The following is a 23385-nucleotide window of genomic DNA, read 5'->3' on the forward strand; positions in this document are numbered from 1 at the left end:
CCTGCGTCGGGGTGACGGATATTGGCGTGGCTTACCCCGCGGCCTTGGCCTTGTCCCCGTCCCCGAGCTTCTGCGCCAGCGAGGCTTCGAGGAACAGGTCGATATCGCCGTCGAGCACGGCCCCCGTCGCCGAGGTTTCCACGCTGGTGCGGAGATCCTTCACCATCTGGTAGGGCTGCAGGACGTAGGAACGGATCTGGTGGCCCCAGCCGATATCGGACTTGGTGGCCTCGACCGCGTTCGCCTCTTCCTCGCGGCGCTGCAGTTCCGCTACGTAGAGACGGGCGCGAAGCATGTCCATGGCGGTCGCCCGGTTGCGGTGCTGCGAGCGGTCGTTCTGGCACTGCACGACGATCCCGGTCGGGATGTGGGTGATACGCACCGCGCTGTCCGTCCGGTTGACGTGCTGCCCGCCGGCGCCGGAGGCGCGGTAGGTATCGACGCGCAGGTCCTTTTCCTCGATCACGATGTCGATGCTGTCGTCGATCACCGGATAGACCCAGACGCTGGAGAAGCTGGTATGGCGGCGCGCGGCGCTGTCATAGGGCGAGATCCGGACCAGGCGGTGCACGCCACTCTCGGTCTTCAGCCAGCCATAGGCGTTGTGACCGTTGATCTTGATGGTGGCCGACTTGAGCCCGGCCTCTTCGCCCTCGCTCTCTTCCAGCCAGTCGACCTTGTAGCCATGCGCGTCGCACCAGCGGGTGTACATGCGCAGCAGCATCGAGGCCCAGTCCTGCGCCTCCGTACCGCCGGCGCCGGCATGGACTTCGAGATAGCAGTCGAACCCGTCGGCCTCGCCGGAGAGCAGGCTCTCGATCTGGCGCTTCTCGCAGATCTCCTTCAGCGCGAAGAGAGACTTCTCGGCCTCGTCGACGACGCCCTGGTCCTCTTCCATCTCGCCGAGCTCGATCAGTTCCAGCGCGTCGGCGAGGTCCTGTTCGAGCTGCTTGACGTCGTTCAGGCTCTTTTCGAGCTGGGTGCGCTCGCGCATCAGTTTCTGCGCGCGCTCGGCATCGTCCCAGAGGCTCTGGTCCTCGACGAGGGCGTTCAGCTCGGAAAGGCGGACTTGCGCGGCATCCCAGTCAAAGATGCCTCCTCAGCAGCTCGATCGACTGCTTGATCTCTTCGGCGGTCTGGGTGATCTCGGCACGCATTGCCGACGCACTCCCTCGATGGGTTGGAAAATCCGTGGGCGCTCTTAATAAAGCCCGGAGCCGCGTCCCGCAACCGGCGCGGTGTTGCCGGGACCCCGGGCGTCCCAGCCGGCCGCGTCGCCGCCGAACACGATCTCGCTCTCGCCGGTCGGCTCGGTGCCGGCCTTGAAGGCCTCGACCATGACGTCCCGGTCGCCCGGCTGGGCCAGCGCGCCGGTCGCCACATTGATCCGCACATTGCGGACGCCCGGCGGAATCCGGAATGGAATCGATGGTTTGTCGACCAGCGCTTCCTCCATGAACTTCTTGAAGATCGGCGCGGCGACGTTGGAGCCGGTATCGCGCGGGCCGAGGGTCTTCGGCTGGTCGAAGCCGACGAAGGCGCCGACTGCGAGATCGGGTGTGAAGCCGACGAACCAGGTGTCGATATTGTCGTTGGTGGTGCCGGTCTTGCCGGCGAGCGGCTTGCCGATTTCGGAGATCCGCCGGCCGGTGCCGCGCTGTACCACGCCTTCCAGCATGCTGACCATCTGGTAGGCCGACGCCGGATCTGCGACCTGCTCGCGGGTGTCCGGAATCGTGGGCGCGGGCTCGCCCCGCCAGCGCGCGGCGACGCAGCCGGCGCATTCGCGGGTGTCGTGGTGATAGATGGTCCGCCCGTTGCGGTCCTGCACCCGGTCGATCAGGCTCGGCACCACGCGCTTGCCGCCATTGACCAGCATGGAATAGGCGGTGGTCATCTTCAGCAGGGTGGTCTCGCCCGCGCCGAGCGCCATGGAGAGATGCTTCGGCATGTTGTCGTCGATCCCGAAACGGCGGGCATAGTCGGTCACCAGATCCATGCCGATGGTCTGGGCCAGGCGCACGGTCATCAGGTTGCGCGATTTCTCGATGCCGAGGCGCATCGGGCTCGGGCCGTAGAACTCCTTCGTATAGTTGGCCGGCTTCCACTTGCCGAGGCCGGGGCCCTGATCGATCACGAAAGGCGCGTCGAGGATGCGGGTTGCCGGGGTGAAGCCGTTCTCCAGCGCGGCCAGATATACGAAGGGCTTGAAGGATGAGCCCGGCTGCCGGTTCGCCTGGGTCGCCCGGTTGAACTGGCTCTCCTTGAAGCTCCAGCCGCCGGAGAGGGCCAGAACGCGGCCGGTATGCGGGTCCATTGCGACAATGCCGCCGTCGACATTCGGGATCTGCCGCAGCGCGAAGGTGCCGTCCGGATACGGTTTCCCCTCGTCGTCCTTTGCGACGGGTTCGACGAAGATCACGTCGCCCGGCTGCAGCACGTCGGATGCCTTCTTCACGCTCGGGCCGAGGCGCTGTTCTTCCCGCCACGGGCGTGCCCAGGTCAGCTCGGCGAGCGGGATCTCCCCGAACGAGCCGTCCGGAAAGCCGATCTGCACGCGTTTGTCCTCGACGATCAGCGCAAGGGCCTTTTGCCATTCCGTCGGCGCGGTCGGGGGAACCGCGAAGGCGTCCAGCGCATCGCCCCAGCCGGCGACGATCTCGATCCTGCCGAGCGCGCCGCGCCAGCCGTGACGCTGGTCGTAATGCATCAGACCCCATCGGAGGGCCTCGTCGGCGATGCGCTGTAGTTTCGGGTCGAGTGTCGTCCGTACCGAAAGACCGCCCTCGTAAAGCCCGTCCTCGCCGAAACGGTCGACGAGCCAACGCCGGACTTCCTCAGCGAAGTAATCCGCCTCCGCAACCTCGGTGACGGAGCGCTCATGGATCGTCAGCGGTTCGGCCTTGGCCTGTTCGGCGTCCTCGGCACTGATAAAGCCGTTCTCCTCCATCTGCCCGATGACCCAGTTGCGGCGGGCGAGGGCGGCATCGTGCTGGCGCACCGGATGATAGTTGTTCGGCGCTTTCGGCAGGGCCGCGAGATAGGCGCTCTCCGCGATCGTCAGTTCGTCCAGGCTCTTGTCGAAATAATTCAGCGCTGCCGCCGCCACGCCGTAGGAGCGCAGGCCGAGATAGATCTCGTTCAGATAGAGCTCGAGGATCCGGTCCTTGCTGATCGCGCGTTCGATGCGGAGCGCGAGGATTGCTTCCTTCGCCTTCCGCTCTATCGAGACCTCGTTGGTCAGCAGGAAGTTCTTCGCCACCTGCTGGGTGATCGTGGAGGCACCACGCGGCCGGCGGTTCTGCGCAAGGTTACGCACGTTGTCGATCATCGCCTTGGCGAGGCCGAAGAAGTCGATCCCCGGATGGCTGTAGAAATTCTTGTCCTCGGCCGAGAGGAACGCCTTGATCACGCGTCGCGGCATTGCCTCGATCGGCACAAAGACCCGGCGTTGACGGGCATATTCGCTGAGCAGGCGGCCGTCGCCGGCATGCACGCGGGTCATTACCGGAGGCTCGTAATCCGCCAGCTGCTTGTAGTCCGGAAGCCCACGCCCGAAATGGTGCAGGCCCCAGAGCACGCCGCCGACGGCGACAAGGCCGCCGAGCAGAACGGTCGAGAACAGGATCAGAAGCCAGCGCATAGGGAGGTCAGAGTCTCCGGTTGAGCCGCGATCGGGCGGCGGAACGGGCGTACAATATCACGATCAATGTGTCATGATTGTGCGCGATGTCATGCAGACGATGCCCATCATAACGTCCGAACACGCGTTATTGTTCAATTGGCGCGGGCGGCCGACTGAACAAGATCGAAATAGTCGTCGATGGCCCGCCGTAAAGCGGCAGCGACGCGTGTCAGATGCGCGTTCGAGCGCAGCAGCTTCTCGTCGTGATTGTTCGAGAGAAACCCGAGTTCGATCAGGACCGACGGGATGTCGGGGGCTTTCAGCACGGCGAATCCGGCAAACCGGTGGGCTGTCTTCAGCAATTTGACCTCGCCGCGCATCTCCCGCACCAGCATGCCGGCGAAGCGGGCCGAATGGTTCATCGTCTCGCGCTGGGCGAGATCGATCAGGATGCTGGTGACCTCCGGAGTTTCGGTGCCGAAATCCATGCCGGCGATGATGTCCGACTTGTTTTCGTTCTGCGCCAGCAGATCCGCTTCCTTGTCCGAGGCGGTTTCGGACAGGGTGTAGACGGAGGCGCCCCGCAGGTTGCGGTTCGGAATTGAATCGGCATGGAGCGAGAGGAACAGGTCGGCGCCTTCCCGGCGGGCGATGGCGATACGCTCGCGCAGTTGCAGGAAGACGTCCCGGTCGCGGGTCAGAACAACCTCGTAGCGCCCGGTCCGCTCCAGCTCGCTCTTCAGCACGCGGGCGGCATTCAGCACGATTTCCTTTTCATAGATCCCGGAAACGCCGATGGCGCCGGGGTCGACGCCGCCATGTCCGGCATCGATGGCGACGATGATCTTCTCGTTCACAAGGCGTGGCGGCCGTGTCAGCAATGGCGGTGCGGCAGACTCCGGCGCCGTGAGCCGCGGCTGTCTCTTCGCCTGGAAGGCGGCGACCGACTTCTGCGACTCCTCGAGGAAGGCGGCCCGCGTTGTCGGCTTCAGATCGATCACGATCCGCGGACCGTACCCCTCTTTGGCGGGCAGCTTGAAGGCGGAGGCAACGGAGAACGGTTTTGCGGTATCGATTACCAGACGCGACGTTCCCGGACGGAACAGGCCGAAACGAAATCCCTTTATTTCGGCCGGACGTGTCTTGTCCGGCCCGGCGCCCGGCTCGAACTTCACTTCCGGTAGATCGATCACCACGCGATAGGGGTCGGCAAGGCTGAAGACGGTAAAATCCAGATCCTGCGAGAGATCCATCACGAAGCGGATCTTGTCCGGATGCTGGCCGATTCGGATGTCCCGCACCGCGCCGTCGACGGCCATTGCATGCTGCGGCGCCGCAATGGCGCCGAGCAGGAGCGTCAGGAGGATGAACAGGCGTTGTATCACGAGCTACACCCGGTTGACGCGTCGCTGCCGCTGAGCGTCGATGCCGCAATTCCCACTATTTTTAGCGGCGGACGAACGAGATTGCAATAATATCCCGGCGAATCAGACAATTGCAGCATGGTTTTTGAGCGTCACATGAATTTGGCCGTGCCTGCAGGAAATGATTGTTCCGAAAATACAAAGTGACTATGTTACGCGAGTGCTGGACCGTTGCGGTCAGCGCGGATTTCCGCCTCAGATACTTCGGAAACGCGGATATGAGGCTCCCCATTTGGCGCGGGATTGCGCCTTATTCTACACAACGGGACCTGTTCCGACCGTGATCCACACTCGCTCAAATCTGTCCGTTCCTGCTCGGTGCCGCGCTGCGGCATTGCCGGGTGACGGCGGGCGCGAGGATGACGGACTGGGCCGGACGGTCAGGATCTCGACCACCGAACGGAAACGCGATGCCGGAGCCTCACTTGCTCCCCAGCACGTTTCGCCCTCACAGAACATGCCCGCGAACGCGGCGCCGGTATCGATCGGGAGAGTGAATCTCGCGATGCGGCGCGCGACCCGCGTGGCCCAGGAGTCACCTTTTAATGTCCAAACGCATGTTGATCGATGCCACCCAAGAGGAAGAGACCCGGGTGGTCCTTCTCAGTGGCAATCGTGTCGAAGACTTCGACTTCGAGACCGAATCACGCAAGCAGCTTAAGGGAAATATCTATCTCGCCCGGGTCACCCGGGTAGAGCCTTCGCTGCAGGCGGCCTTCGTTGAATATGGCGGAAACCGTCACGGTTTCCTGGCCTTCAGCGAAATCCATCCCGACTATTATCGGATCCCGGTCGAGGACCGCGAAGCCCTGCTCGCCGAGGAGCGGGAAGGCGGTGCGCCTGCCGAGGAGCCTTCCGACGAGTCCGTTGCCGAGGTTCCCGACGTTCCGGTCGACGCCGCCGGCGACGACGATGACGAAGACGCCCCGCCGGCACCTCCGCCGGAAAGCGTCGGCGGCGACGATACCGACGACGCCGAGGACGAACGCCCGCGGAAGAACCTTTCCCGGCGCTACAAGATCCAGGAAGTCATCACCCGGCGCCAGATCATGCTGGTGCAGGTCGTAAAGGAGGAGCGCGGCAACAAGGGCGCGGCCCTCACGACCTATCTCTCTCTCGCCGGCCGCTATTGCGTGCTGATGCCGAACACGGCGCGGGGCGGCGGGGTGTCCCGCAAGATCACCAATGTCGCCGACCGCAAGCGTCTGAAGCAGGTGGTCGAGGGGCTGGACGTGCCGGAAGGCATGGCGGTCATCGTGCGCACGGCGGGGAGCCAGCGCACCAAGACCGAGATCAAGCGCGACTACGAATATCTGCTCCGGCTCTGGAGCCAGATCCGCGAGAAGACGCTGACCTCGTCGGCCCCGTGCCTGATCCACGAGGAAGCGAACCTGATCAAGCGCTCGATCCGTGATCTCTATACGAGCGATATCGGCGAAGTGCTGGTCGAGGGCGAGGACGGCTACCGGATCGCCAAGGATTTCATGCGCACGCTGGTGCCGAGCCATGCCAAGCGGGTGCAGCCCTACAAGGAACAGACGGTTCCGCTGTTCCACCGCTACCAGATCGAGGGGCAGCTCGACGCGATTCACAATCCGGTCGTGCAGCTGAAGTCCGGCGGTTATCTGGTGATGAACCAGACCGAGGCGCTGGTCGCCATCGACGTCAACTCCGGCCGCGCGACGCGCGAGCGCAATATCGAGGAGACGGCGCTCAAGACCAATCTCGAGGCCGCCGACGAGGTCGCCCGCCAGCTCCGGCTGCGCGATATGGCCGGTCTGGTCGTCATCGACTTCATCGATATGGACGAGTCGCGCAACCAGCATGCCGTCGAACGTCGCATGAAAGAGGCGATGAAGAACGACCGGGCGCGCATCCAGCTCGGCCGGATCAGCCATTTCGGCCTGATGGAACTGTCGCGCCAGCGGCTGCGTCCGAGCGTGTTTGAGGCCTCGACCCAGGTCTGCTCGCAGTGCAGCGGCAGCGGCCGCGTCCGCTCCACCGACTCGACGGCGCTGCATGTCCTGCGCGCGATCGAGGAAGAGGGCATCAAGCAGAAATCGAACGAGATCGCTGTCTTCGTGCCGTCCGAGGTCGGTTTCTACATCCTGAACAAGAAGCGCGACGCACTGGCGGCGATCGAGCTGCGCTACGGTTTCCGGGTCTTCCTCGAGGCCGACGACACTCTGATCCCGCCGGACATGCGGATCGAGCGGATGATCCCGAAACCGGCCAGCGAAAAGCTCGACCTCGCGGCGCCGATTACGGCTGCGCCGACTTACGATGAGGACGAGGACGAGGTTTCCGAGGAGCGGGACGACGAACGCCGTTCCAAGCGTTCCCGCCGCCGCCGCCGCCGTGGCGGCGACAAGCGCGCCGCGGAGCAGCAGGATCAGGGCGACAGTGTCTCCGAGGACGCCGAGACCGGCGATGAGGCCGCGGCTGAGGCTGCGGGCGGCGAGAACGCACCCGCAGGCGGCGAGGACGAAGACGGTGCCCGGAAGCGTCGCCGGCGCGGCAAGCGCGGTGGACGGCGCCGCTCGCGGCGCGGAAATGGCGAGGAAGGTGCAGCGGCGCAGGAAAATGCGGACGACGCCGAGCAGCCGGCCGACCAGGCTGCCGCGTCGGATGAGGATGTGGGGGGTGAAAGCTCCACGCCTGCCGAGGAACCTGTGACCGCCGAAACGCCGGCGGAAGCTCAGCCCGAAGAGGCGGCTGCCGAAGAGGCCAAGCCGAAGCGCAAGCCGCGCACCCGGCGCAAGAAGGCAGCCGACGCCGAGGCGGAAGCTCCTGCCACTGAAGAGGCGGTAGCCGACAGTGCGGAAGCAAAGGAAGAGGCGCCTGCGCCGAAGCCGCGCCGCCGCAGCCGTGCGAAGAAAGCCGAACCCAAGGCCGAACCGGAAACCGCCACGACCGAGCCCGCGGCTCCGGCCGAGGAGGCTGCACCGGAAGCCGCAGCGGCGGCCGAAAGCGCGCCGCAGCCGGTATCGTCCGGCAGTGCTGCGGACAAGGTCGAGGAACCGGCTCCGGTCAGCCCCGCCGAAAGTGCTGGCGAGACAGTGGTCAATGTCGACGACAAGCCGACGGGGGACAAACCGCGCCGCGGCGGCTGGTGGAACCGGCTGATCCCGTCCTGATGGTCCAGGGCTTATTTTGAGAGAGCGGGGTGGCGTCAGCCGCCCCGTTTCGTTTGAGGCGCTACTTACGGGCCACGGCCCGGGCGAGGGCGCAGAACTGCTCGACGCTCAGGGTTTCCGGCCGCGCCGTCGGATCGATCCCTGCGGCTTCGAGGAACTCGACCCCGCCGAAGCTCTTCAGCGAGGCGCGCAGCATCTTGCGGCGCTGGGAGAAGGCGGCCGCGGTGATTTTTTCCAGCACGTCCGGATCGGCTTCGGCAAGCGGCTCTGACCGCGGACGGAGCTGGATCACCTGAGACGTGACCTTCGGCGGCGGCGTAAAGGCGCGCGGAGGGATGTCGAAAAGCGGGAAGATTTCCACCCGCCAGCGGGCCGCAATACTGAGCCGGCCGTAATGCTCCGTTCCGGGTGAGGCGGCGATCCGCTCGGCCACTTCCTTCTGGAACATCAGCGTGAAGCTCTCGAACGCCTCGGCTTGCTTCAACCAGGAAAGCAGCATCGGTGTGCCGACATTGTAAGGCAGGTTCGCGACCACCCGCCGGGGAGCATCCCCGAGACTGGCGAGATCGATGTCGAGGGCGTCCGCCTCGATGATCTCCAGCCGGCCATCGGCGGCATCAACGAGGTCCTGAATGGCTTCGATCGCCCGGCGGTCGCGTTCGATGGCGATCACCTTTCGGGCGCCTTCCAGCAGCAGCGCGCGGGTCAGGCCGCCGGGACCCGGTCCGACCTCGATGCAGGTTCCGTTGGCGAGGTTGCCTGCCGACCGGGCGATGCGCCGGGTCAGGTTCAGATCGAACAGGAAGTTCTGGCCGAGGGATTTCTTGGCCGAGAGCTGGTAGCGGCCGATCACATCGCGCAGCGGCGGCAGAGCCTCGATCGCCTGGATCACCGGATCGGTCATGCGCGGGCCCGCGCCTTCGCCATCTCGCCGGCCATGACGAGGGCGGCAATCAGGCTGTCCGCATGGGCCCTGCCGGTTCCGGCGAGCTCGAGCGCGGTTCCGTGATCCGGCGAAGTCCGAATGAAAGGCAGGCCGAGGGTCACGTTCACACCGCCCCAGAAATTGACCGTCTTGATCGGGATCAGCGCCTGGTCGTGATACATGCAGATCGCCGCGTCGTAGCTCTTGCGCGCTTCCGCGTGGAACATGGTGTCGGCGGAAAGCGGTCCGACCGCATCGACCCCCTCGGCGCGGAGCGCGGCAACGGCAGGGGCGACGATATCCCGGTCTTCGGTCCCGATTGTGCCGTCCTCTCCTGCATGCGGGTTGAGGCCGGCGAGGGCGAGCCGCGGCCGCGCGCAGCCGAAGTCCCGCTTCAGCGCCTCCGCCGTGATCCGCGCCTTTGCGACGATCATCTCCGTCGTCAGCACGTCCGGCACCCGCTTCAGCGGAATGTGAATGGTGACGGGCACGACCCGAAGCTCCGGGGCGGCCAGCATCATCACGGGCGTGACGTCAGGGCCCGCGAGGGCGGCGAGGAACTCGGTGTGTCCCGGATAACGGAACCCTGCTTCGTAGAGCACGCTTTTCTGGATCGGCAGAGTGACGACCGCAGAGGCGCTCCCTTCTGCCGTCATTCGGACCGCGCGTTCGATCGCGTCGATTACCGCAGGGCTGTTTGCCGGATCCAGCCGGCCGGCTTCGGGCGGGACGGCATAGGAAATCGGCAGGACCGGGAGGCCGTTTTCGAACGCATCGCGGGCCGCTTCGGGGGCGCTGATCTCGATGATCGGGGTATCGATGCCGAGCCGGCTGGCGAGGCCGGTCAGACGGTCAGGTTCTTCCAACAGGAAGAACGGCGGTAGCCGGTTATGCGCGGTGGCCCAGGCCTTGAGAGCGATCTCGGCTCCCGCTCCGGCTGGTTCTCCCGGCGTCAGGACAAGGGGCGCGGCGGCGCTGTCGGACATCTCTCCAATGCCTCAGATGCGCGTGTCTATGAAGGCATCCCGGCGGATATCCCGCAGATAGCGCTGAGCGAAGGTCTCGAACTTGATCGCGCGCAGCCGCTCGGCAATCTCCTCGCGTCCCGGAAGGTCGCTCTCGGGTTCGACCTTCTTGCAGACCATGATGGTGCTGAACCCGGAGGGCAGGCGGATGGGTTTTGTCAGTTCGCCCTCGTTCAGGCCGGCCACAGCTTCTTGCAGCTGCTGCGATAGCTCGCCGATCTTGAGGGTGCCCAGGTCGGTTCCTGCCGGCGAGTTCAGCTCTGATGCGAGAACGTCCATGTCATCGCAGCTCTGCGCCGTTTCCGATACCGCCGTGGCGATGCTTTTCTGGCTGCTTTCGGCATCCGCTCCGGCATCGGGCGGCACCGGGAGAAAGACCTGCTTCAGGGTGACTTCGGATTTCAGCGGGTCGGGACCGCTGAGGATCTGCCGATCGCTCAACTGGATGATCTGGTAGCCGAAGATTGTCTTGATCGGATCGCTGATGTCGCCCGGCTGCATCCGGTCGACCAGTTCGGCGACTTCCGGGGTGAGCTGTTCCTTCGTGGTCCAGCCGATATCTCCGCCGGTCGCCGCCGTCGCTCCCTGGGAAAATTCGCGGGCGATAGCATCGAACTGGGCGCCGGAACGCAATTGCTGCACCAGCCGCTTCGCGATTTCCTCCTCATCCGCAGCCGGATCGTCCGAGTCGATGACGATTTCCCTCAGACGGTACTGCGGCGCGCCCTTGTTCCGCTCCAGCCGGTCCAGCGCATCGTCGATCTCGTCGATCGTCACCTCGACCGTGCTCTGGAAGCGGCGGCGGACGAGTTTCGCCCAGGCGATATCGGCGCGGATCTGACGGATCACGGTTTCCAGCGGGATGCCTTCCTTTTCAAGCTGGCGGTCGAAGCTTCCCGGCTGCATCTTGTTGCGCTGCTCCATGCTCCGCTTCGCCCGATTGAGGTCGTCATCGGTAACCTCTATCGAGAGCCGTTCGGCTTCCTGGAGTTTCAACTGCTCGTCGATGAGCCCCCTTAGGACCTGCGGCCAGACGCGCTGATAGGTCTGCTGATTGCGCGGCAGATTCGAGGACAGGACCACCATGCGCACGCGGGCATCCAGATCGCGCACCGTGATGACGTCGTCATTCACGATGGCCGCGATGCGAAGAGCGTTCTGAGCATCCGCGCGGTGGGGCGTTCCGGCTGTCCAGATCGTCAGGATGCACAGCGCCAAGCCCACCCGCAGCAGGACCGGGAAGTGCAATTTGATGGAACTCAATCGAGATCTCGCCATAAGCCTACATATATGCCTTGAAAGCGTAGCCCGCTAGTTGCTCGCAAATCCGCCGAGATGCTTGAAGGCGATCTGCAGCATGACGCGTTGCTCCGGTTCAATGTCGTCATCTTCGAGCTCGCTTCTTTCATAGACGAGACCGAAAGTGAAGCATTCATCGGAATAGACCAGCCCGGTCGACGCGATCAGCGTGCGGTTCGCATCGTCGGAGAAATCCTGAACGACCCGCCCGTTGACGCTCCAGAACTCGCTCAGATTGACGCTTCCCGAGAGATCGAGCTGCTCCCGTTCGAGGAATGATGCTGCACCGGCGATGTTATCCGAATTCGTCTGATCGTCGAGCAGTACATAATCGGCGATAAGCGAAAAGCGCGGGTGGAAATAGCGCATCCCGATTTCGCTCCGCCGGGGGGTGAAATCGTCCTTGTCGAGCCGGAAGCGGAAGAGGAAATCGAGGTTGTCGTTCGGGCTGACGCTCACACGTCCGACATAATCCGATAGATCGTCCTCCAGACCGGATCCTTTCTCGAAGGGACCGTCCCCGTAGAACCGGAAACTCTGTCCGAACAGCAGGCTGGAGGACCCGCCGCCGTTCCCGTAAACCCCGGTCTTGAAACCGTAGTCGACACGGCTGCCGCTGGTCACCCGGTCACTGCCGGTGAAGCGGTTCATCCGGAAAAGGTTGGTATCGTCGAACAGGAAGGACTGGCTGTCCTCGTTGGAAATCTCGTCCGGGTTGCCCCAGTCCGGGGCGAGTACCACGTTCACGATCGGCTCGACCATCTGGTGGTAGTTCTCACCCGCGCGCGCGAACGGATAGCGCCAGTTCAGACCTAGCTGGGGAAAGACCCGGCCGGTGTCTCCGTTGTTGCCGCTCTCCAGGCCATCGCTGTGGAAGTAGTCGGTATCGAGCGTTGCGTTGAGTGTATAAATGTCGCCGGCGGGAGCGGTGTAAGGTAGAGACCAACCGCTTCGGACCGCGATTTTCTTGCTGTCGGCCCCCGTCTGGCGGGTCAGCGACATGACCGACGAGTCGATCTGGAAGCGGCCCCCGGCGCGGTCCGGCTCTCCGACGAAACTGTACTCCATCAACGGCGCGACCGTCGGGGACTTGTCCCGGGAGTCACCGGGGTTCAGGCCTTGGAACTTCAGGGCTTCGACCGAAGCGTAGTTGCGGCTGCGGAAGCCTTCTGTGAAGGCCCGGGTCGTCAGGACTTCCCGGCTGTCGAGACGGTACCGGCGCAAATAGGTCCGTGCGCTTGCCTGCTCGAAATCCAATCCGCCGCGCCAGGTGCGGTCGAAATCGAACCGGGCTTCGAGGTCGACACTGCCTTCGAAATCCTTGTCGCCGGTTTCGCGGTCGTTCTCGCGCTGGTCGAGCACGCCGGCGGTTCCCTGAAAGTCTATTTTGCCCTGCGTGAAGTGCTGCCGGTAGCGACCCTTGAGGATACCGCCGTCGGAGGAATAAACGATCGGCATGACCTCGAGATCGCGGGACTCGTCGATGACCTGGTAATAAGGCTGGCCGTAAATGGCGCCGAGTTCGTCGGAGTATCCGATCGTCGGCGCGAGGAAACCGCTGCGCCGGTCGACGGTCGGATCCGGATGGGAAAGGTACGGCGTATAGAGAACCGGAACCCCGAACATCTCCAGCGTCGCATCGTTGTAGATGATGTCCCTGGCCTTCTCGTCATGGACGATCTTGCGGGCCTTCAGCTGCCAGAGCGGCGGGCGGTTCGGATCTTCCTTGCAGCTGTCGCAAGGTGTAAAGACGGCGCGGGACAGGATCTTCCGGTTGTCCTCGGTCCGCAGGCCGCGATTTGCCGCGAGGCGGGAGCCGTCGGTCATGCGCAGGCGGAGATTGTCGATGAAACCGGTCTTCAACTCGTTATGGAGCTCGACATAGTCACTGAAGATCACTTCGCCGGTGGGCTCCAGCAGGGAAATGTTTCCGGCGGCGATCACGGTATCTTCGCGCTGGTTGTATGTCACGCTGTCGGCAAGCAGCGTGCGTTCGCCCTGGGAGAGTTCGACGGAGCCGCGTGCGGTGATCGTGCCCAGGGTCTCGTCATGCACCAGTTGGTCCGCGACCATCAGGACCGGCTCGTCGCTGATCCCGCGTTCCTGGGCGTCGGAAGGCTCGGCGGAGGTCAGCAGGCAGGCAATTCCCGCGGCCAGGGCTATCAGGACTTTCCAGGCGGTCCCCGCTTGCCGGCCTTCTGCCCGCCTCCATGAATTGCGACCTGATTTCATCTGTTAGCCATCCTCAAGATGCAGCAGGCTGGCACATCCGAGCAGTGCCGTGACGGTCGCCGGTGTCCAGGCGGCGAGTACCTCGGGAATACGGGCCGAAAGGCCAAGCGCGAAGACGAGGTCGGACGCGAAATAGAGGAAGAAGCCAGAGAACAGTCCGGCGCTGACCCAGACCAGGGTTCCACCGCGCCGTGTGAGCCGGAGGGAGAAGGTGGCGGCTATCAGAACCATCGCACAGAGCAGCAGCGGCGAGGCCAGCAGAGCGTGCCAGTAAAGCCGGTGCCGAACCGCGGAGAAACCCGCGCTCTCGAGGATCGCGATGAATTTCGGCAGCTCCCAGAACGACATGGTCTCGGGCGGCGAGAAGCTGTCCTGAATGTTGTCGAGGGTAAGGGCGGTCGGCAAACGATAGATCTCGCGGACTTCGGGAATTGCGTTCTTTGTCGTGAGTACGGCGTTCTGCATTTCCCAGAAGCCTGACCGCAACATGGCTTCCTCGGCGTCGACGCGGGCTTCGAAGCGGTCCTCGCCGAGGAAGAAGAGGATGGTGAGACCGGAGAGGCTCGCGCCGTCGGCTGCTACACCGGTGGCATGCAGCACGAAGTGACCGGTGCTCGTCTGCTCCCGGAGCCAGAGACCGCCGTCGGTCAGGGCGAGGAAATTGCCCTTGTCGCGCAATACGCGGTTTTCCAGCGCCTCGTACTTTGCCGTCATCACCGAGGCCACCGGATTGAAGACCGCGATCTTGAAGATGCCGATGAGGAAGGCGATGGTGATGGCCGGCAGCAGGAACTGCCAGACAGAGACCCCGGCGGCGCGGGCCACCACGAGTTCGTTCGTCCGGGTCATGCGGGTGAAAGCGAGCATGGCGCCGAAGAGGGTCGCGAAAGGCAGGATGGTCTGGCCCATCTGTGGTGCCTTCAATGCCGCCATCTGCAGCATCAGGCTGAGCGTCGCGTCTTCCCTGTCGGCACCCCGGCGCAGCAGTTCGATGGAATCGAGCAGGAACACGATGGCCATGATCGCGAGGAAAGTGCCGAGCACCCAGAGCAGGAACTGCTTTCCGAAATAGAGCGAGAGGGTTCCGGAAAGCTTCATGCCGGGGTCCCCTCGGCCGGAAGAGTTCCGGGTTTCGGACGCCGCATCTTCTGCCGTGCGAGCAGGAGGAGGCAAAGCAGGATCGGGCCAATGGCCGAGGCATACATTATCGGCATCAGACCGAGCTCTTTCGCCGCAAGGTACTTCGAACCGAGGACCGCGGCCTGGACGAGACCGACCAGAAGCACGGCGGCCACCAGCCGGCTGCTCCGTCCACGGCGGCTGAATTCTCCGCGCAGCACCACGACGAGGCCGATCAGCGGGAGGGCGAGGCCAAGCAGCGGGGTTACCAGCCGGCTATGGCCCTCGGCCATGTACTTGCCGAAATTCCTCGGTTGCGTGATCTGTTCGGTCGGATTCAGGAGTTCGTCGATAAAAAGTTCGTTCTGGTCGCGCGTGGTCCGCTGCACGGCTTCCTGCAAGCCTCCGAGATCGACTGTGTAGCGATCGAAATAGAGGATGCTGATGCGGCCGGTTTCGGTGTTTCGAGCCTGCCGGTTGCCGTTGACCATGAGGACCTTCGGGCTGGTGTCGTCGAGGATCAGGGCGCCGCTCTCCGCCAGCAGAGTGACCGACTCGTCATTCTCCCGGTCGTCCTGGACGATGATCCCCGACAGCTCTCCGCTCGGCTGCCGTGCCCGGACGAAGACGGTCACGTCGTCCCCCATCGAATTGAACACGCCCTCGCGCAACAGCACGTTGGTGTAATTGTGCCGGATCTGGAACTGCAGCTCCTTGAAGCCGCGGTAGGAGACGGGGACGAGATAGAGACTGAGCAGGTAGCCGAGCAGGGTCACGCCGAGCGCCACGATCAGGGCCGGGCGGGCGAGCCCCATAGGTCCGAGGCCGGATGCGGTCAGGACCACGAGTTCGCGGTCGCTCGACATCCGGCTGTAGACGAACATGGTCGCCGCGAAACATGCGATCGGCAGCACGAGCGACAGCCAGGTCGGCATCAGCAGAACGGTGAAATAGATGAAGGTCGCGAGCGGCAGTCCGCGGTTCACGATCATGTCGATGAAGCGCAGGGATTGGCTCAGCCAGATGACGCAGGTCAGCGACACCACCACGATGATCATCGCGGCCAAAATCTGGCGAATGACGTAGCGGTCGATCCTCATGGTCCCGTTCGACTGGATTGTTCCGTTTGGCCGGAGCCGCTCCGGCGGGTCCTTGCGCAACCCGCGTTTAAAGGCGCATGATAGCGATGTTTCAAGTGTTTCCAATCACCAACTTATTCAGGATGTGAAGCAGCACAGGCTTGTTCCCGAGCATGCAGGGTTTCGCGGCGACATTGTGATTGCGGCGGCCTTCTGCCCCGGTCGGAGACCGGAGGGCACTGTTCGGGAGGCTGACCTGGCCGGGAGAGAATCGGAATGAAGATCGGGTTTCAGAAACTGGCACTGCCGAAAAAGGGCGCTGTCGTCGCCGGAGTCATGGAAGGCGGCAAGCTCCTGCCGCTCGGCGCGGAGCTCGATGAGCAGCTTGGCGGGCTTCTGTCCCGCGCGATGAAGGCCAACAAATTCACCGGCAAGGCGAAGCAGACGCTCTCGGTTTTCGGGGAGAACGGCACCGTCCTGCTCTACGGTCTCGGCGACGGCAGCGGCATCGACGAGCTCTGGTGCGAGAATGCGGGCGGCGCCATCGTCGCGGCGATCCTCGCCGCCGGAGACAAGGAAGTCTCGGTGCTGTTCGAACCGCACACCGCGGACGGCAAGGCGGATGAGAAGGCCGCGGACCGTGCCGCCCGTCTCGCCTTCGGCGGCCTGCTGCGGACCTACCGGTTCGACAAGTACAAGACCAAGCTGAAGAAGGAAGACAAGCCGGTCCTGCAGAAGCTGACGGTGCTGACCAATCAGGCCGCTGAGGCGAAAAAAGCCGCCGAAGCTCTGGAAGCGATCGCCGAGGGTGTGTTCCTCGCCCGCGATCTCGTCAGCGAGCCGCCGAACGTCCTCTATCCGGTTTCCTATGCCAAGCGCTGCGAGGAACTGAAAGAGCTCGGCGTGAAGGTCGAGGTGCTGGACGAGAAGCAGATGGCCAAGCTCGGCATGGGCGCGCTGCTCGGCGTCGGTCAGGGCTCCGAGCGCGAGAGCCGTCTCGTTGTCATGCGCTGGGAAGGCGGGCCGAAGAAGCAGCAGCCGATCGCGTTCGTCGGCAAGGGTGTCTGCTTCGATACCGGCGGTATCTCGCTGAAGCCGGCCGGCGGCATGGAAGACATGAAGTGGGACATGGGCGGCTCGGCCACCGTCGTAGGCCTGATGAAGGCGCTCGCCGGCCGCAAGGCGAAAGCGAACGTCATCGGCGTCGTCGGACTGGTCGAGAACATGCCGGACGGCAACGCGCAGCGTCCGGGTGACGTGGTGACCTCCATGTCCGGCCAGACCATCGAGATCATCAACACCGACGCGGAAGGCCGCCTCGTGCTGGCCGACGCGCTCTGGTACACGCAGGATCGCTTCAAGCCGCAGTTCATGCTCGATCTCGCCACCCTGACCGGCGCCATGATGGTTGCGCTCGGGCAGGTCAATTGCGGCTATTTCTCGAACAATGACGAACTGGTCGCGAAGCTCGAGGCCGCGTCGAAAGCCTCTGGCGAGAAGATCTGGCGGATGCCGCTCGGCGAGGAATACAACAAGATGATGGACAGCGACATCGCCGACGTGAAGAACGCCGGCGCGCGCTGGGGCGGCAGCATCACCGCCGCCTGTTTCCTCGAGCGCTTCGTCAACGATCTGCCTTGGGTCCATATGGATATCGCGGGCATGGCCTGGTCCCAGAAGGATTCCCCGACCGTCCCGAAAGGCGGCACCGGCTGGGGCGTCCGTCTGCTGGACGAAATGGTCCGGGCGAATTACGAGGCCTGACGGCTTCGATCCTTGCTCCGATGACGGACATCAATTTCTACCATCTGACCGCGCGTCCCCTTGAATGGGCTCTGCCGAAGCTGCTCGAAAAGTCGCTTCAGGCAGAGGCGCGCGTCGTCGTGATGGCCTCGAGCGAGGAACGGGTCGCCGATCTGAATGCCCATCTCTGGTCCTACGATCCGGACAGCTGGCTGCCGCATGGCAGCGAGAAGGACGGCCATGCCGCGGACCAGCCGGTCTGGCTGACCGTCGAGGACGAAAATCCGAACGGCGCCCGGTTCCTCTTCCTGACCGATGGGGCAACGTCGGGCCATGTCGGGAATTTCGAGCGCGTGTTCGAACTTTTCGACGGCCGCAACGACGAGGCGGTCGCGGCGGCGCGCACGCGCTGGAAGAGTTACAAGGATTCCGGTCACACGCTTGCCTACTGGCGGCAGACGGATGCCGGCGGATGGGAAAAGGCCGGCTGACCGCCGGCAGAAACGACAACCAGAAACCCTGGAGCAACAGGTGAAATACGATTTCGATCAGGAAATCCGGCGGACCGGTACTCATTCGGTCAAATGGCAGATCTACTGGCGCGGCGACAAGCGCGAGCTCTGGGAGGGCACCGACCCGTCCCTCGGCGACGACCGCACCCTGCCGATGTGGGTTGCCGACATGGACTTCCCGGTCGCCCAGCCGATCCTCGACGCCATGCGCAAGCGCATCGACCATCCGATCTTCGGCTATGTCGTCCGCACCCCGGACTACAACGAGGCGGTGACCGGCTGGATGGAACGCCGGCACGGCTGGAAGGTCGATCCTGACTGGATCGTCAACACGCCGGGCGTGGTGCCGGCACTGAACCTGCTTGTTCGCGCGCTCAGCGCGCCCGGCGAAAAGGTGCTGATCCAGCGTCCGGTCTATTATCCCTTCACCTATGCGATCGAGAACAACGGCCGCGAGGTCGTCTCCAACTCGCTGGTGATGGAGAACGGCGTCTACCGCATGGATTTCGCCGATCTGGAGGCGAAGGCGGCAGATCCGAAGACCAAACTCCTCATCCTCTGCAGCCCGCATAACCCGGTCGGGCGGGTCTGGACCGAAGAGGAGCTGCGGCGCCTCGGCGAGATCTGCAACAGGCACGGCGTGGTGGTCATCGCCGACGAGATCCACGGCGACCTGATGCTCAACGGCTCGACTTTCGTGCCTTACGGCAAGCTCGGCCGCGCGTTCATGGACAATTCGGTGATCTGCACCGCGCCGTCCAAGACCTTCAACCTCGCCGGCCTGCACACTTCCAACATGATCGTCTCCAACGAGGCGCACCGCAAAGCGCTGGTAAAGGAGATCGGGGCGTCGGGTATCGGCGGCATGAACACCTTCGGCCTGGAGGCGACCAAGGCCGCCTACAACGAGGGCGAGGAATGGCTTTCCCAGGTGCTCGACTATCTGAGCGGGAACGCGAACTTCCTTGAGAGCTTCGTCGCCGAGCGCATCCCCGAGATCAAGGTGATCCATCCGGAAGGGACCTATCTTGTCTGGCTCGACTGCCGTGGCCTCGGGCTCGACAAGCTCGAGCTGGAAGCAATGATGCACGAGGAAGTGAAAGTCCTCTTCGACGAGGGTTATGTCTTCGGTTCCGAAGGCGACGGCTTCGAGCGCATCAACATCGCCTGCCCGCGGTCCATCCTCACCGAAGCGCTGGAACGTATCGAGCGCGCGGTCGCGAAACGCCGCAAATAATCGGCATTTCCGGGGGGAGGCGGGCCATCGCCCGGCTTGCCCCGTTTCGCCGGGCCCGCTATAAGGCGCGCGCCGGGCGCCTTTGCGCCCGTTTAGCTTATTCAATCGCATCTCGCGGGCGGCTCCGGCCTCCCGGCGGAACCAGAAGAGAGACACGATGGCCATTCAGCGCACTTTCTCCATCATCAAGCCGGACGCCACCGAGCGGAACCTGACCGGCGGCGTGAACAAAATGATCGAAGAAGCCGGCCTGCGCATCGTCGCGCAGAAGCGAATCCGGATGACCCAGGATCAGGCCGAGACCTTCTATGCGGTGCACAAGGAGCGTCCGTTCTTCGGCGAGCTCGTCGAGTTCATGACCTCCGGTCCGGTCGTCGTGCAGGTGCTCGAAGGCGAGAATGCGATCGCCAAGTACCGTGAAGTGATGGGCGCGACCAACCCGGCGGAAGCCGCCGAAGGCACCATCCGTAAGGCCTATGCGAAGTCCATCGGCGAGAACAGCGTGCACGGCTCCGACGCCGCGGAAACCGCCGCGATCGAGATCGCCCAGTTCTTCAGCGGCAACGAAATCGTCGGCTGATCCTGGTATCAGGCAAACGAAAAGGGCCGGTCAGTTCGACCGGCCCTTTTTGATTCGGCAGGAAGTTTCCTCAGACGAGGAAGATCGCCATCAGGATCAGCAGAATGACGACGCTGACGGTCGACCATTTCAGCAGGGTGATGAAACCTTCGTAATTCTGCTTGTGTTCGATGTAGTCGCCATCGGACTGCGCGTTGCTTCCAGCCATGTTACCTCCGTTGGGATACCCGGCCGGGCACGTGGCCCGGTTCGCTTGTTCAGAAATTTGTATAAATCACCGCGCCGTGAGCGCCAAGGCCCTATCTTGCAGTCTCCGGCGCCGGGTTGAGCATCGATGAGGCCGGATGCGCGGCGCCGTCGAGCAGCACCCGCTCGCCCTCGATCCGGATCCGGCCTTCCGCGATCCAGCGCAGACTGGCCGGATAGATCCGGTGTTCCTGTTCCAGAATGCGCGCCGAAAGGCTCTCTGCGCTGTCGTCCTGATGGATCGGCACGACCGCCTGCTGGATGATTGGGCCGACATCCATTTCCGGGGTCACGAAATGCACGGTGCAGCCGGAAAAGCGCGCGCCCGCATCGATCGCCCGCTGCTGTACGTTCAGTCCCTTGAAGGACGGCAGCAGGGAGGGATGGATGTTGATCATCCGGCCGGCCCAGTGCTCGACGAAGCCGGTCGTCAGCAGCCGCATGAATCCGGCGAGGCAGACGAACTCGACTCCGGCGGCATCCAGCGCGCGCTGCATTTCGGCATCGAAGCTCTCGCGGTCCGGATAGGCCTTGTGATCGACGGTCACCGCTTCGATGCCGGCCGCTTCGGCCCGGTCGATTGCCTTCACGCCCGGCCGGTTCGAGATCACCGTGACGATCTCCGCCGGATGGTCCGGGGCGGCGCAGGAATCGATCAGCGCCTGCAGGTTGCTGCCGCTGCCCGATACGAGAACGCCGACCCTGAGCCGCGCCTTGCTCACGCGGGCCAGGTTCCGAGACCGGCGATGGCGACGGGCGGCGTGCCTTCCGCCCGCTCGACCAGGCGGCCGATCCGGTAGACGGTCTCGCCATTTGAGGTCAGGGCCTCGGTCACGGCGTCCACCTTGTCCGGCGAGACGGTGATAGTCATGCCGATCCCGCAATTGAAGGTCCGGGCGAGTTCCGCGGCGGGGACGCCGCCGGTTTTGGCCAGCCAGCGGAAGACCGGGGGCAGGTCCCAGGCCGTCACGTCGATCTCGGCGGCGATGGCCTCGGAATAGGAGCGCGGCGGGTTTTCCAGCAGGCCGCCGCCGGTGATATGGGCGAAACCCGTGACGCCGCCGGCCTTCAGGGCCGCGAGGCAGGATTTCACATAGATCCGGGTCGGCTCGAGCAGCGCTTCGCCGAGCGAGCGTGCTTTATCGAACGGCGCCGGGTCGGACCATACAAGGCCGGAGCGCTCGACGATGCGGCGTACAAGAGAGAAGCCGTTCGAATGCACGCCGGAGGAGGCGAGTCCGAGCATGATGTCGCCGGCTTCCGCACGCGGCTCCAGGATCAGGTTTTCGCGTTCGGCGGCGCCGACGGCGAATCCGGCGAGATCGAAATCGCCGTCCTCGTACATGCCGGGCATCTCGGCGGTCTCGCCGCCGATCAGCGCGCACCCTGACTCGCGGCAGCCCTCGGCGATGCCGGCGACCACGGCGCGCGCCGCCTCGACGTCCAGCTTGCCGGTGGCGTAATAGTCGAGGAAGAACAGCGGTTCAGCGCCCTGCACGACGAGATCGTTCACGCACATGGCGACGAGGTCGATGCCGACGCCGGAATGGATTCCGGTGTCGATCGCGAGACGAAGCTTCGTTCCGACGCCGTCGGTGGCGGCGACGAAGACCGGATCCTTGAAGCCGGCGGCCTTCGGATCGAACACACCGCCGAATCCGCCGATCGATCCGTCCGCGCCGGGCCGTCGCGTGGATTTCGTCAGCGGCTTGATGAAGTCGATGAGCCGGTCCGCCGCATCGATGTCGACGCCCGCATCCTTGTAGGTCAGGGGGCGGTTGGATCTGTCGAGGCCTGTTATGGTCTCCTCCTCAGCCATCCGGTATAAGACTCGGGCAGTGCCGGGTGCCATTTTTCTGCCCGGGTGAGGGTTTATGACGGGGGCGCTTGGACCGCAAGCGGATTTGGCTGCAGGCCAGAGAGTTCAGGGATGTTTGAGCTGATCACGAATATGCACTGGCGCCGGCTTCCGGCGGGAGCGGGCGAGGCCACGCGGCGATGTATCGGGATGCTGGCGTTGGCAGCGCTCCTGGTGAGTGGAGCAGTGGCCGGGGCGCGGGCGCAGTCGGATGACGACAGGGTCTTCGAAGTGCGCGGTGTCGCCGTCGATGTCCAGGCCGCGACGGCTGCCGATGCCCAGGCACAGGCGATCATCCAGGGCCGCCGGGATGCCTGGCGGCGGCTGGTGGACCGCCTCGTTCCGAAGAGCAATGCCGCTCAGCTTCCGGTCCTGTCGGACGAGGAGCTTCTCGGGCTTACGGTGGGCTATGAGGTCGCGCGGGAACGCACGTCAGACGTGCGCTATCTCGGATCGCTCAATTTCCGCTTCAACCCGGTCGCCGTGCGGCAGTTTTTCGCGGCGCGGGGCATCGCCTATGCGGAGGTTGCCTCACGTCCGGTACTGATCCTTCCGGTCTATAACGACGGCCGCAAGCCGCTGCTTTGGGAAGAGGAAAGCCCCTGGCTTGCCGCCTGGCTCGACCGGGGAAGCGGGGACGGCCTGGTTCCGATCACCGTCCCCTACGGCGATCTCGCCGACATCAGGGACATTTCGGCGGTGCAGGCCGTGCTTGTCGACCGGGAAGCAATCCAGACCATTGGGGCTCGCTATGGTGCGGCGCAGGCGGTTATCGCCAATGCGAGGACCGTGACCACGGATGCAGGCGCCCAGGCGGTTGAGCTGAACCTGATCTATGTCGGCGGAGTTGCGGACGGTCAGTCGCTGATCCGCACCGTTGCGCCGGATGCGGGTGCTGCCGGGTCGGATCTTCTGTCGGCTGCCGCGAAGGCTGCCGCGTCGGAAATTCAGGAAGCCTGGAAAACCGAGAACCTCATTAGTCCGGGTCTGGAGACACGGGTGACGGTGCTGGTTCCGGTGTCGTCTTTCGACTACTGGCTGGAGGTCCGCAAGGGGCTGGACGGTGTCTCCTCGATCTCGCGCCGCGAAATGCTCCGGATATCCCGCACGGAAGCCCTGATCGACGTCTGGATCAATGGCGACGCGGACCAGCTGGCACTGGCCCTCAAGCAGAGAGGCTTTGCACTCGAGGAAATAAGCGACAACTGGATCCTCTATAAGGAAGGAACGGAGTTGCCGGAGAAATACCGCCCGGCGCAACAGCTGCAGCCGGTTCTGCCGCCGTCCCCCGAGCCGGCGCCCGCTCCGGCGCAACCGCTCATTCTCCCGCCTCTGGTGCAGTGA

18 protein-coding genes are annotated in these 23385 nt (G+C 64.1%); 6 read left to right on the forward strand and 12 right to left on the reverse strand.

Annotated features, from left to right (window positions below; translation table 11 throughout):
* Positions 1 to 31: 31 nt before the first annotated feature.
* The 3 genes from prfB to JJ959_RS07395 form a co-directional block, all read right to left on the reverse strand.
* Positions 32 to 1157, reverse strand: a protein-coding gene (gene prfB, locus JJ959_RS07385; RefSeq protein ID WP_292881542.1) for a peptide chain release factor 2 whose coding sequence is annotated in 2 segments (ribosomal slippage) — positions 32 to 1087 and positions 1089 to 1157 — 1125 coding nt in all. Because the reading frame shifts where the segments join, the coding sequence is not laid out codon by codon here.
* A 44-nt stretch (positions 1158 to 1201) separates the two neighbouring features.
* On the reverse strand, positions 1202 to 3643 hold the full coding sequence (locus tag JJ959_RS07390; RefSeq protein ID WP_292881544.1) for a penicillin-binding protein 1A: 2442 nt from the start codon (positions 3641 to 3643) through the stop codon (positions 1202 to 1204).
* 134 nt (positions 3644 to 3777) lie between these two features.
* Entirely contained in the window at positions 3778 to 5010 is a 1233-nt protein-coding gene (locus JJ959_RS07395; protein ID WP_292881546.1) for an N-acetylmuramoyl-L-alanine amidase, read from the reverse strand.
* A gap of 584 nt (positions 5011 to 5594) precedes the next feature.
* On the opposite strand from JJ959_RS07395, the gene JJ959_RS07400 reads away from it, so the two are divergent.
* A complete protein-coding gene (locus JJ959_RS07400) occupies positions 5595 to 8186 on the forward strand; it encodes a ribonuclease E/G (protein WP_292881548.1) in 2592 nt (863 codons plus the stop codon).
* Between the two features lie 61 nt (positions 8187 to 8247).
* Here the strand turns inward: JJ959_RS07400 and rsmA are convergent, their stop codons facing one another.
* From rsmA to lptF, 6 genes are read right to left on the reverse strand one after another with little or no spacing between them, the layout of a single operon-like run.
* Positions 8248 to 9090, reverse strand: coding sequence for a 16S rRNA (adenine(1518)-N(6)/adenine(1519)-N(6))-dimethyltransferase RsmA (gene rsmA / locus JJ959_RS07405; RefSeq protein ID WP_292881551.1), 843 nt, complete (start codon positions 9088 to 9090; stop codon positions 8248 to 8250).
* Complete coding sequence (gene pdxA / locus JJ959_RS07410; protein ID WP_292881554.1) at positions 9087 to 10097, reverse strand: 4-hydroxythreonine-4-phosphate dehydrogenase PdxA; 1011 nt, start codon at positions 10095 to 10097, stop codon at positions 9087 to 9089. The genes rsmA and pdxA overlap by 4 nt, the downstream gene beginning before the upstream one ends.
* A 12-nt stretch (positions 10098 to 10109) precedes the next feature.
* Positions 10110 to 11399, reverse strand: a complete 1290-nt coding sequence (locus JJ959_RS07415; protein WP_292881557.1) for a peptidylprolyl isomerase — start codon at positions 11397 to 11399, stop codon at positions 10110 to 10112.
* 48 nt (positions 11400 to 11447) lie between these two features.
* On the reverse strand, positions 11448 to 13667 hold the full coding sequence (lptD, locus tag JJ959_RS07420) for an LPS assembly protein LptD (RefSeq protein ID WP_292881560.1): 2220 nt from the start codon (positions 13665 to 13667) through the stop codon (positions 11448 to 11450).
* 3 nt (positions 13668 to 13670) lie between these two features.
* On the reverse strand, positions 13671 to 14765 hold the full coding sequence (gene lptG, locus JJ959_RS07425) for an LPS export ABC transporter permease LptG (RefSeq protein WP_292881562.1): 1095 nt from the start codon (positions 14763 to 14765) through the stop codon (positions 13671 to 13673).
* Complete coding sequence (gene lptF / locus JJ959_RS07430; RefSeq protein WP_292881565.1) at positions 14762 to 15886, reverse strand: LPS export ABC transporter permease LptF; 1125 nt, start codon at positions 15884 to 15886, stop codon at positions 14762 to 14764. Before lptF ends, lptG begins: the two co-directional genes overlap by 4 nt.
* 255 nt (positions 15887 to 16141) lie before the next feature.
* Here lptF and JJ959_RS07435 point away from each other — a divergent pair, with 255 nt between their 5' ends.
* The 4 genes from JJ959_RS07435 (at position 16142) to ndk (ending at position 19937) form a co-directional block, all read left to right on the forward strand.
* On the forward strand, positions 16142 to 17629 hold the full coding sequence (locus JJ959_RS07435) for a leucyl aminopeptidase (RefSeq protein ID WP_292881567.1): 1488 nt from the start codon (positions 16142 to 16144) through the stop codon (positions 17627 to 17629).
* 20 nt (positions 17630 to 17649) lie between these two features.
* A complete protein-coding gene (locus tag JJ959_RS07440) occupies positions 17650 to 18099 on the forward strand; it encodes a DNA polymerase III subunit chi (RefSeq protein ID WP_292881570.1) in 450 nt (149 codons plus the stop codon).
* Positions 18100 to 18139: 40 nt separating this feature from the next.
* On the forward strand, positions 18140 to 19357 hold the full coding sequence (locus JJ959_RS07445) for a MalY/PatB family protein (protein ID WP_292881573.1): 1218 nt from the start codon (positions 18140 to 18142) through the stop codon (positions 19355 to 19357).
* A gap of 157 nt (positions 19358 to 19514) precedes the next feature.
* Positions 19515 to 19937 (forward strand): nucleoside-diphosphate kinase, encoded by a 423-nt coding sequence (gene ndk / locus JJ959_RS07450; protein ID WP_292881575.1) that lies wholly within the window; start codon positions 19515 to 19517, stop codon positions 19935 to 19937.
* A 70-nt stretch (positions 19938 to 20007) separates the two neighbouring features.
* Here the strand turns inward: ndk and JJ959_RS07455 are convergent, their stop codons facing one another.
* From JJ959_RS07455 to purM, 3 genes are all read right to left on the reverse strand, one after another.
* Positions 20008 to 20145, reverse strand: coding sequence for an aa3-type cytochrome c oxidase subunit IV (locus JJ959_RS07455; protein WP_292881578.1), 138 nt, complete (start codon positions 20143 to 20145; stop codon positions 20008 to 20010).
* Between the two features lie 91 nt (positions 20146 to 20236).
* On the reverse strand, positions 20237 to 20905 hold the full coding sequence (gene purN, locus JJ959_RS07460) for a phosphoribosylglycinamide formyltransferase (RefSeq protein ID WP_292881581.1): 669 nt from the start codon (positions 20903 to 20905) through the stop codon (positions 20237 to 20239).
* A complete protein-coding gene (gene purM, locus JJ959_RS07465) occupies positions 20902 to 22002 on the reverse strand; it encodes a phosphoribosylformylglycinamidine cyclo-ligase (protein WP_292881583.1) in 1101 nt (366 codons plus the stop codon). The genes purN and purM overlap by 4 nt, the downstream gene beginning before the upstream one ends.
* 111 nt (positions 22003 to 22113) lie before the next feature.
* Here purM and JJ959_RS07470 point away from each other — a divergent pair, with 111 nt between their 5' ends.
* Positions 22114 to 23385, forward strand: coding sequence for a DUF2066 domain-containing protein (locus JJ959_RS07470; RefSeq protein ID WP_292881585.1), 1272 nt, complete (start codon positions 22114 to 22116; stop codon positions 23383 to 23385).

This window comes from Nisaea sp., from assembly GCF_017640745.1.
Taxonomy (GTDB): domain Bacteria; phylum Pseudomonadota; class Alphaproteobacteria; order Thalassobaculales; family Thalassobaculaceae; genus Nisaea.

What these genes read in the sequence shown, in the direction of transcription:
- JJ959_RS07390 (WP_292881544.1), bottom strand. Translation starts at nt 3,643, where the DNA reads ATGCGCTGGCTTCTGATCCTGTTCTCGACCGTTCTGCTCGGCGGCCTT.
- JJ959_RS07400 (WP_292881548.1), top strand. Translation starts at nt 5,595, where the DNA reads ATGTCCAAACGCATGTTGATCGATGCCACCCAAGAGGAAGAGACCCGG.
- rsmA (WP_292881551.1), bottom strand. Translation starts at nt 9,090, where the DNA reads ATGACCGATCCGGTGATCCAGGCGATCGAGGCTCTGCCGCCGCTGCGC.
- pdxA (WP_292881554.1), bottom strand. Translation starts at nt 10,097, where the DNA reads ATGTCCGACAGCGCCGCCGCGCCCCTTGTCCTGACGCCGGGAGAACCA.
- lptD (WP_292881560.1), bottom strand. Translation starts at nt 13,667, where the DNA reads ATGAAATCAGGTCGCAATTCATGGAGGCGGGCAGAAGGCCGGCAAGCG.
- lptG (WP_292881562.1), bottom strand. Translation starts at nt 14,765, where the DNA reads ATGAAGCTTTCCGGAACCCTCTCGCTCTATTTCGGAAAGCAGTTCCTG.
- lptF (WP_292881565.1), bottom strand. Translation starts at nt 15,886, where the DNA reads ATGAGGATCGACCGCTACGTCATTCGCCAGATTTTGGCCGCGATGATC.
- JJ959_RS07435 (WP_292881567.1), top strand. Translation starts at nt 16,142, where the DNA reads ATGAAGATCGGGTTTCAGAAACTGGCACTGCCGAAAAAGGGCGCTGTC.
- JJ959_RS07440 (WP_292881570.1), top strand. Translation starts at nt 17,650, where the DNA reads ATGACGGACATCAATTTCTACCATCTGACCGCGCGTCCCCTTGAATGG.
- ndk (WP_292881575.1), top strand. Translation starts at nt 19,515, where the DNA reads ATGGCCATTCAGCGCACTTTCTCCATCATCAAGCCGGACGCCACCGAG.
- JJ959_RS07455 (WP_292881578.1), bottom strand. Translation starts at nt 20,145, where the DNA reads ATGGCTGGAAGCAACGCGCAGTCCGATGGCGACTACATCGAACACAAG.
- purM (WP_292881583.1), bottom strand. Translation starts at nt 22,002, where the DNA reads ATGGCTGAGGAGGAGACCATAACAGGCCTCGACAGATCCAACCGCCCC.
- JJ959_RS07470 (WP_292881585.1), top strand. Translation starts at nt 22,114, where the DNA reads ATGTTTGAGCTGATCACGAATATGCACTGGCGCCGGCTTCCGGCGGGA.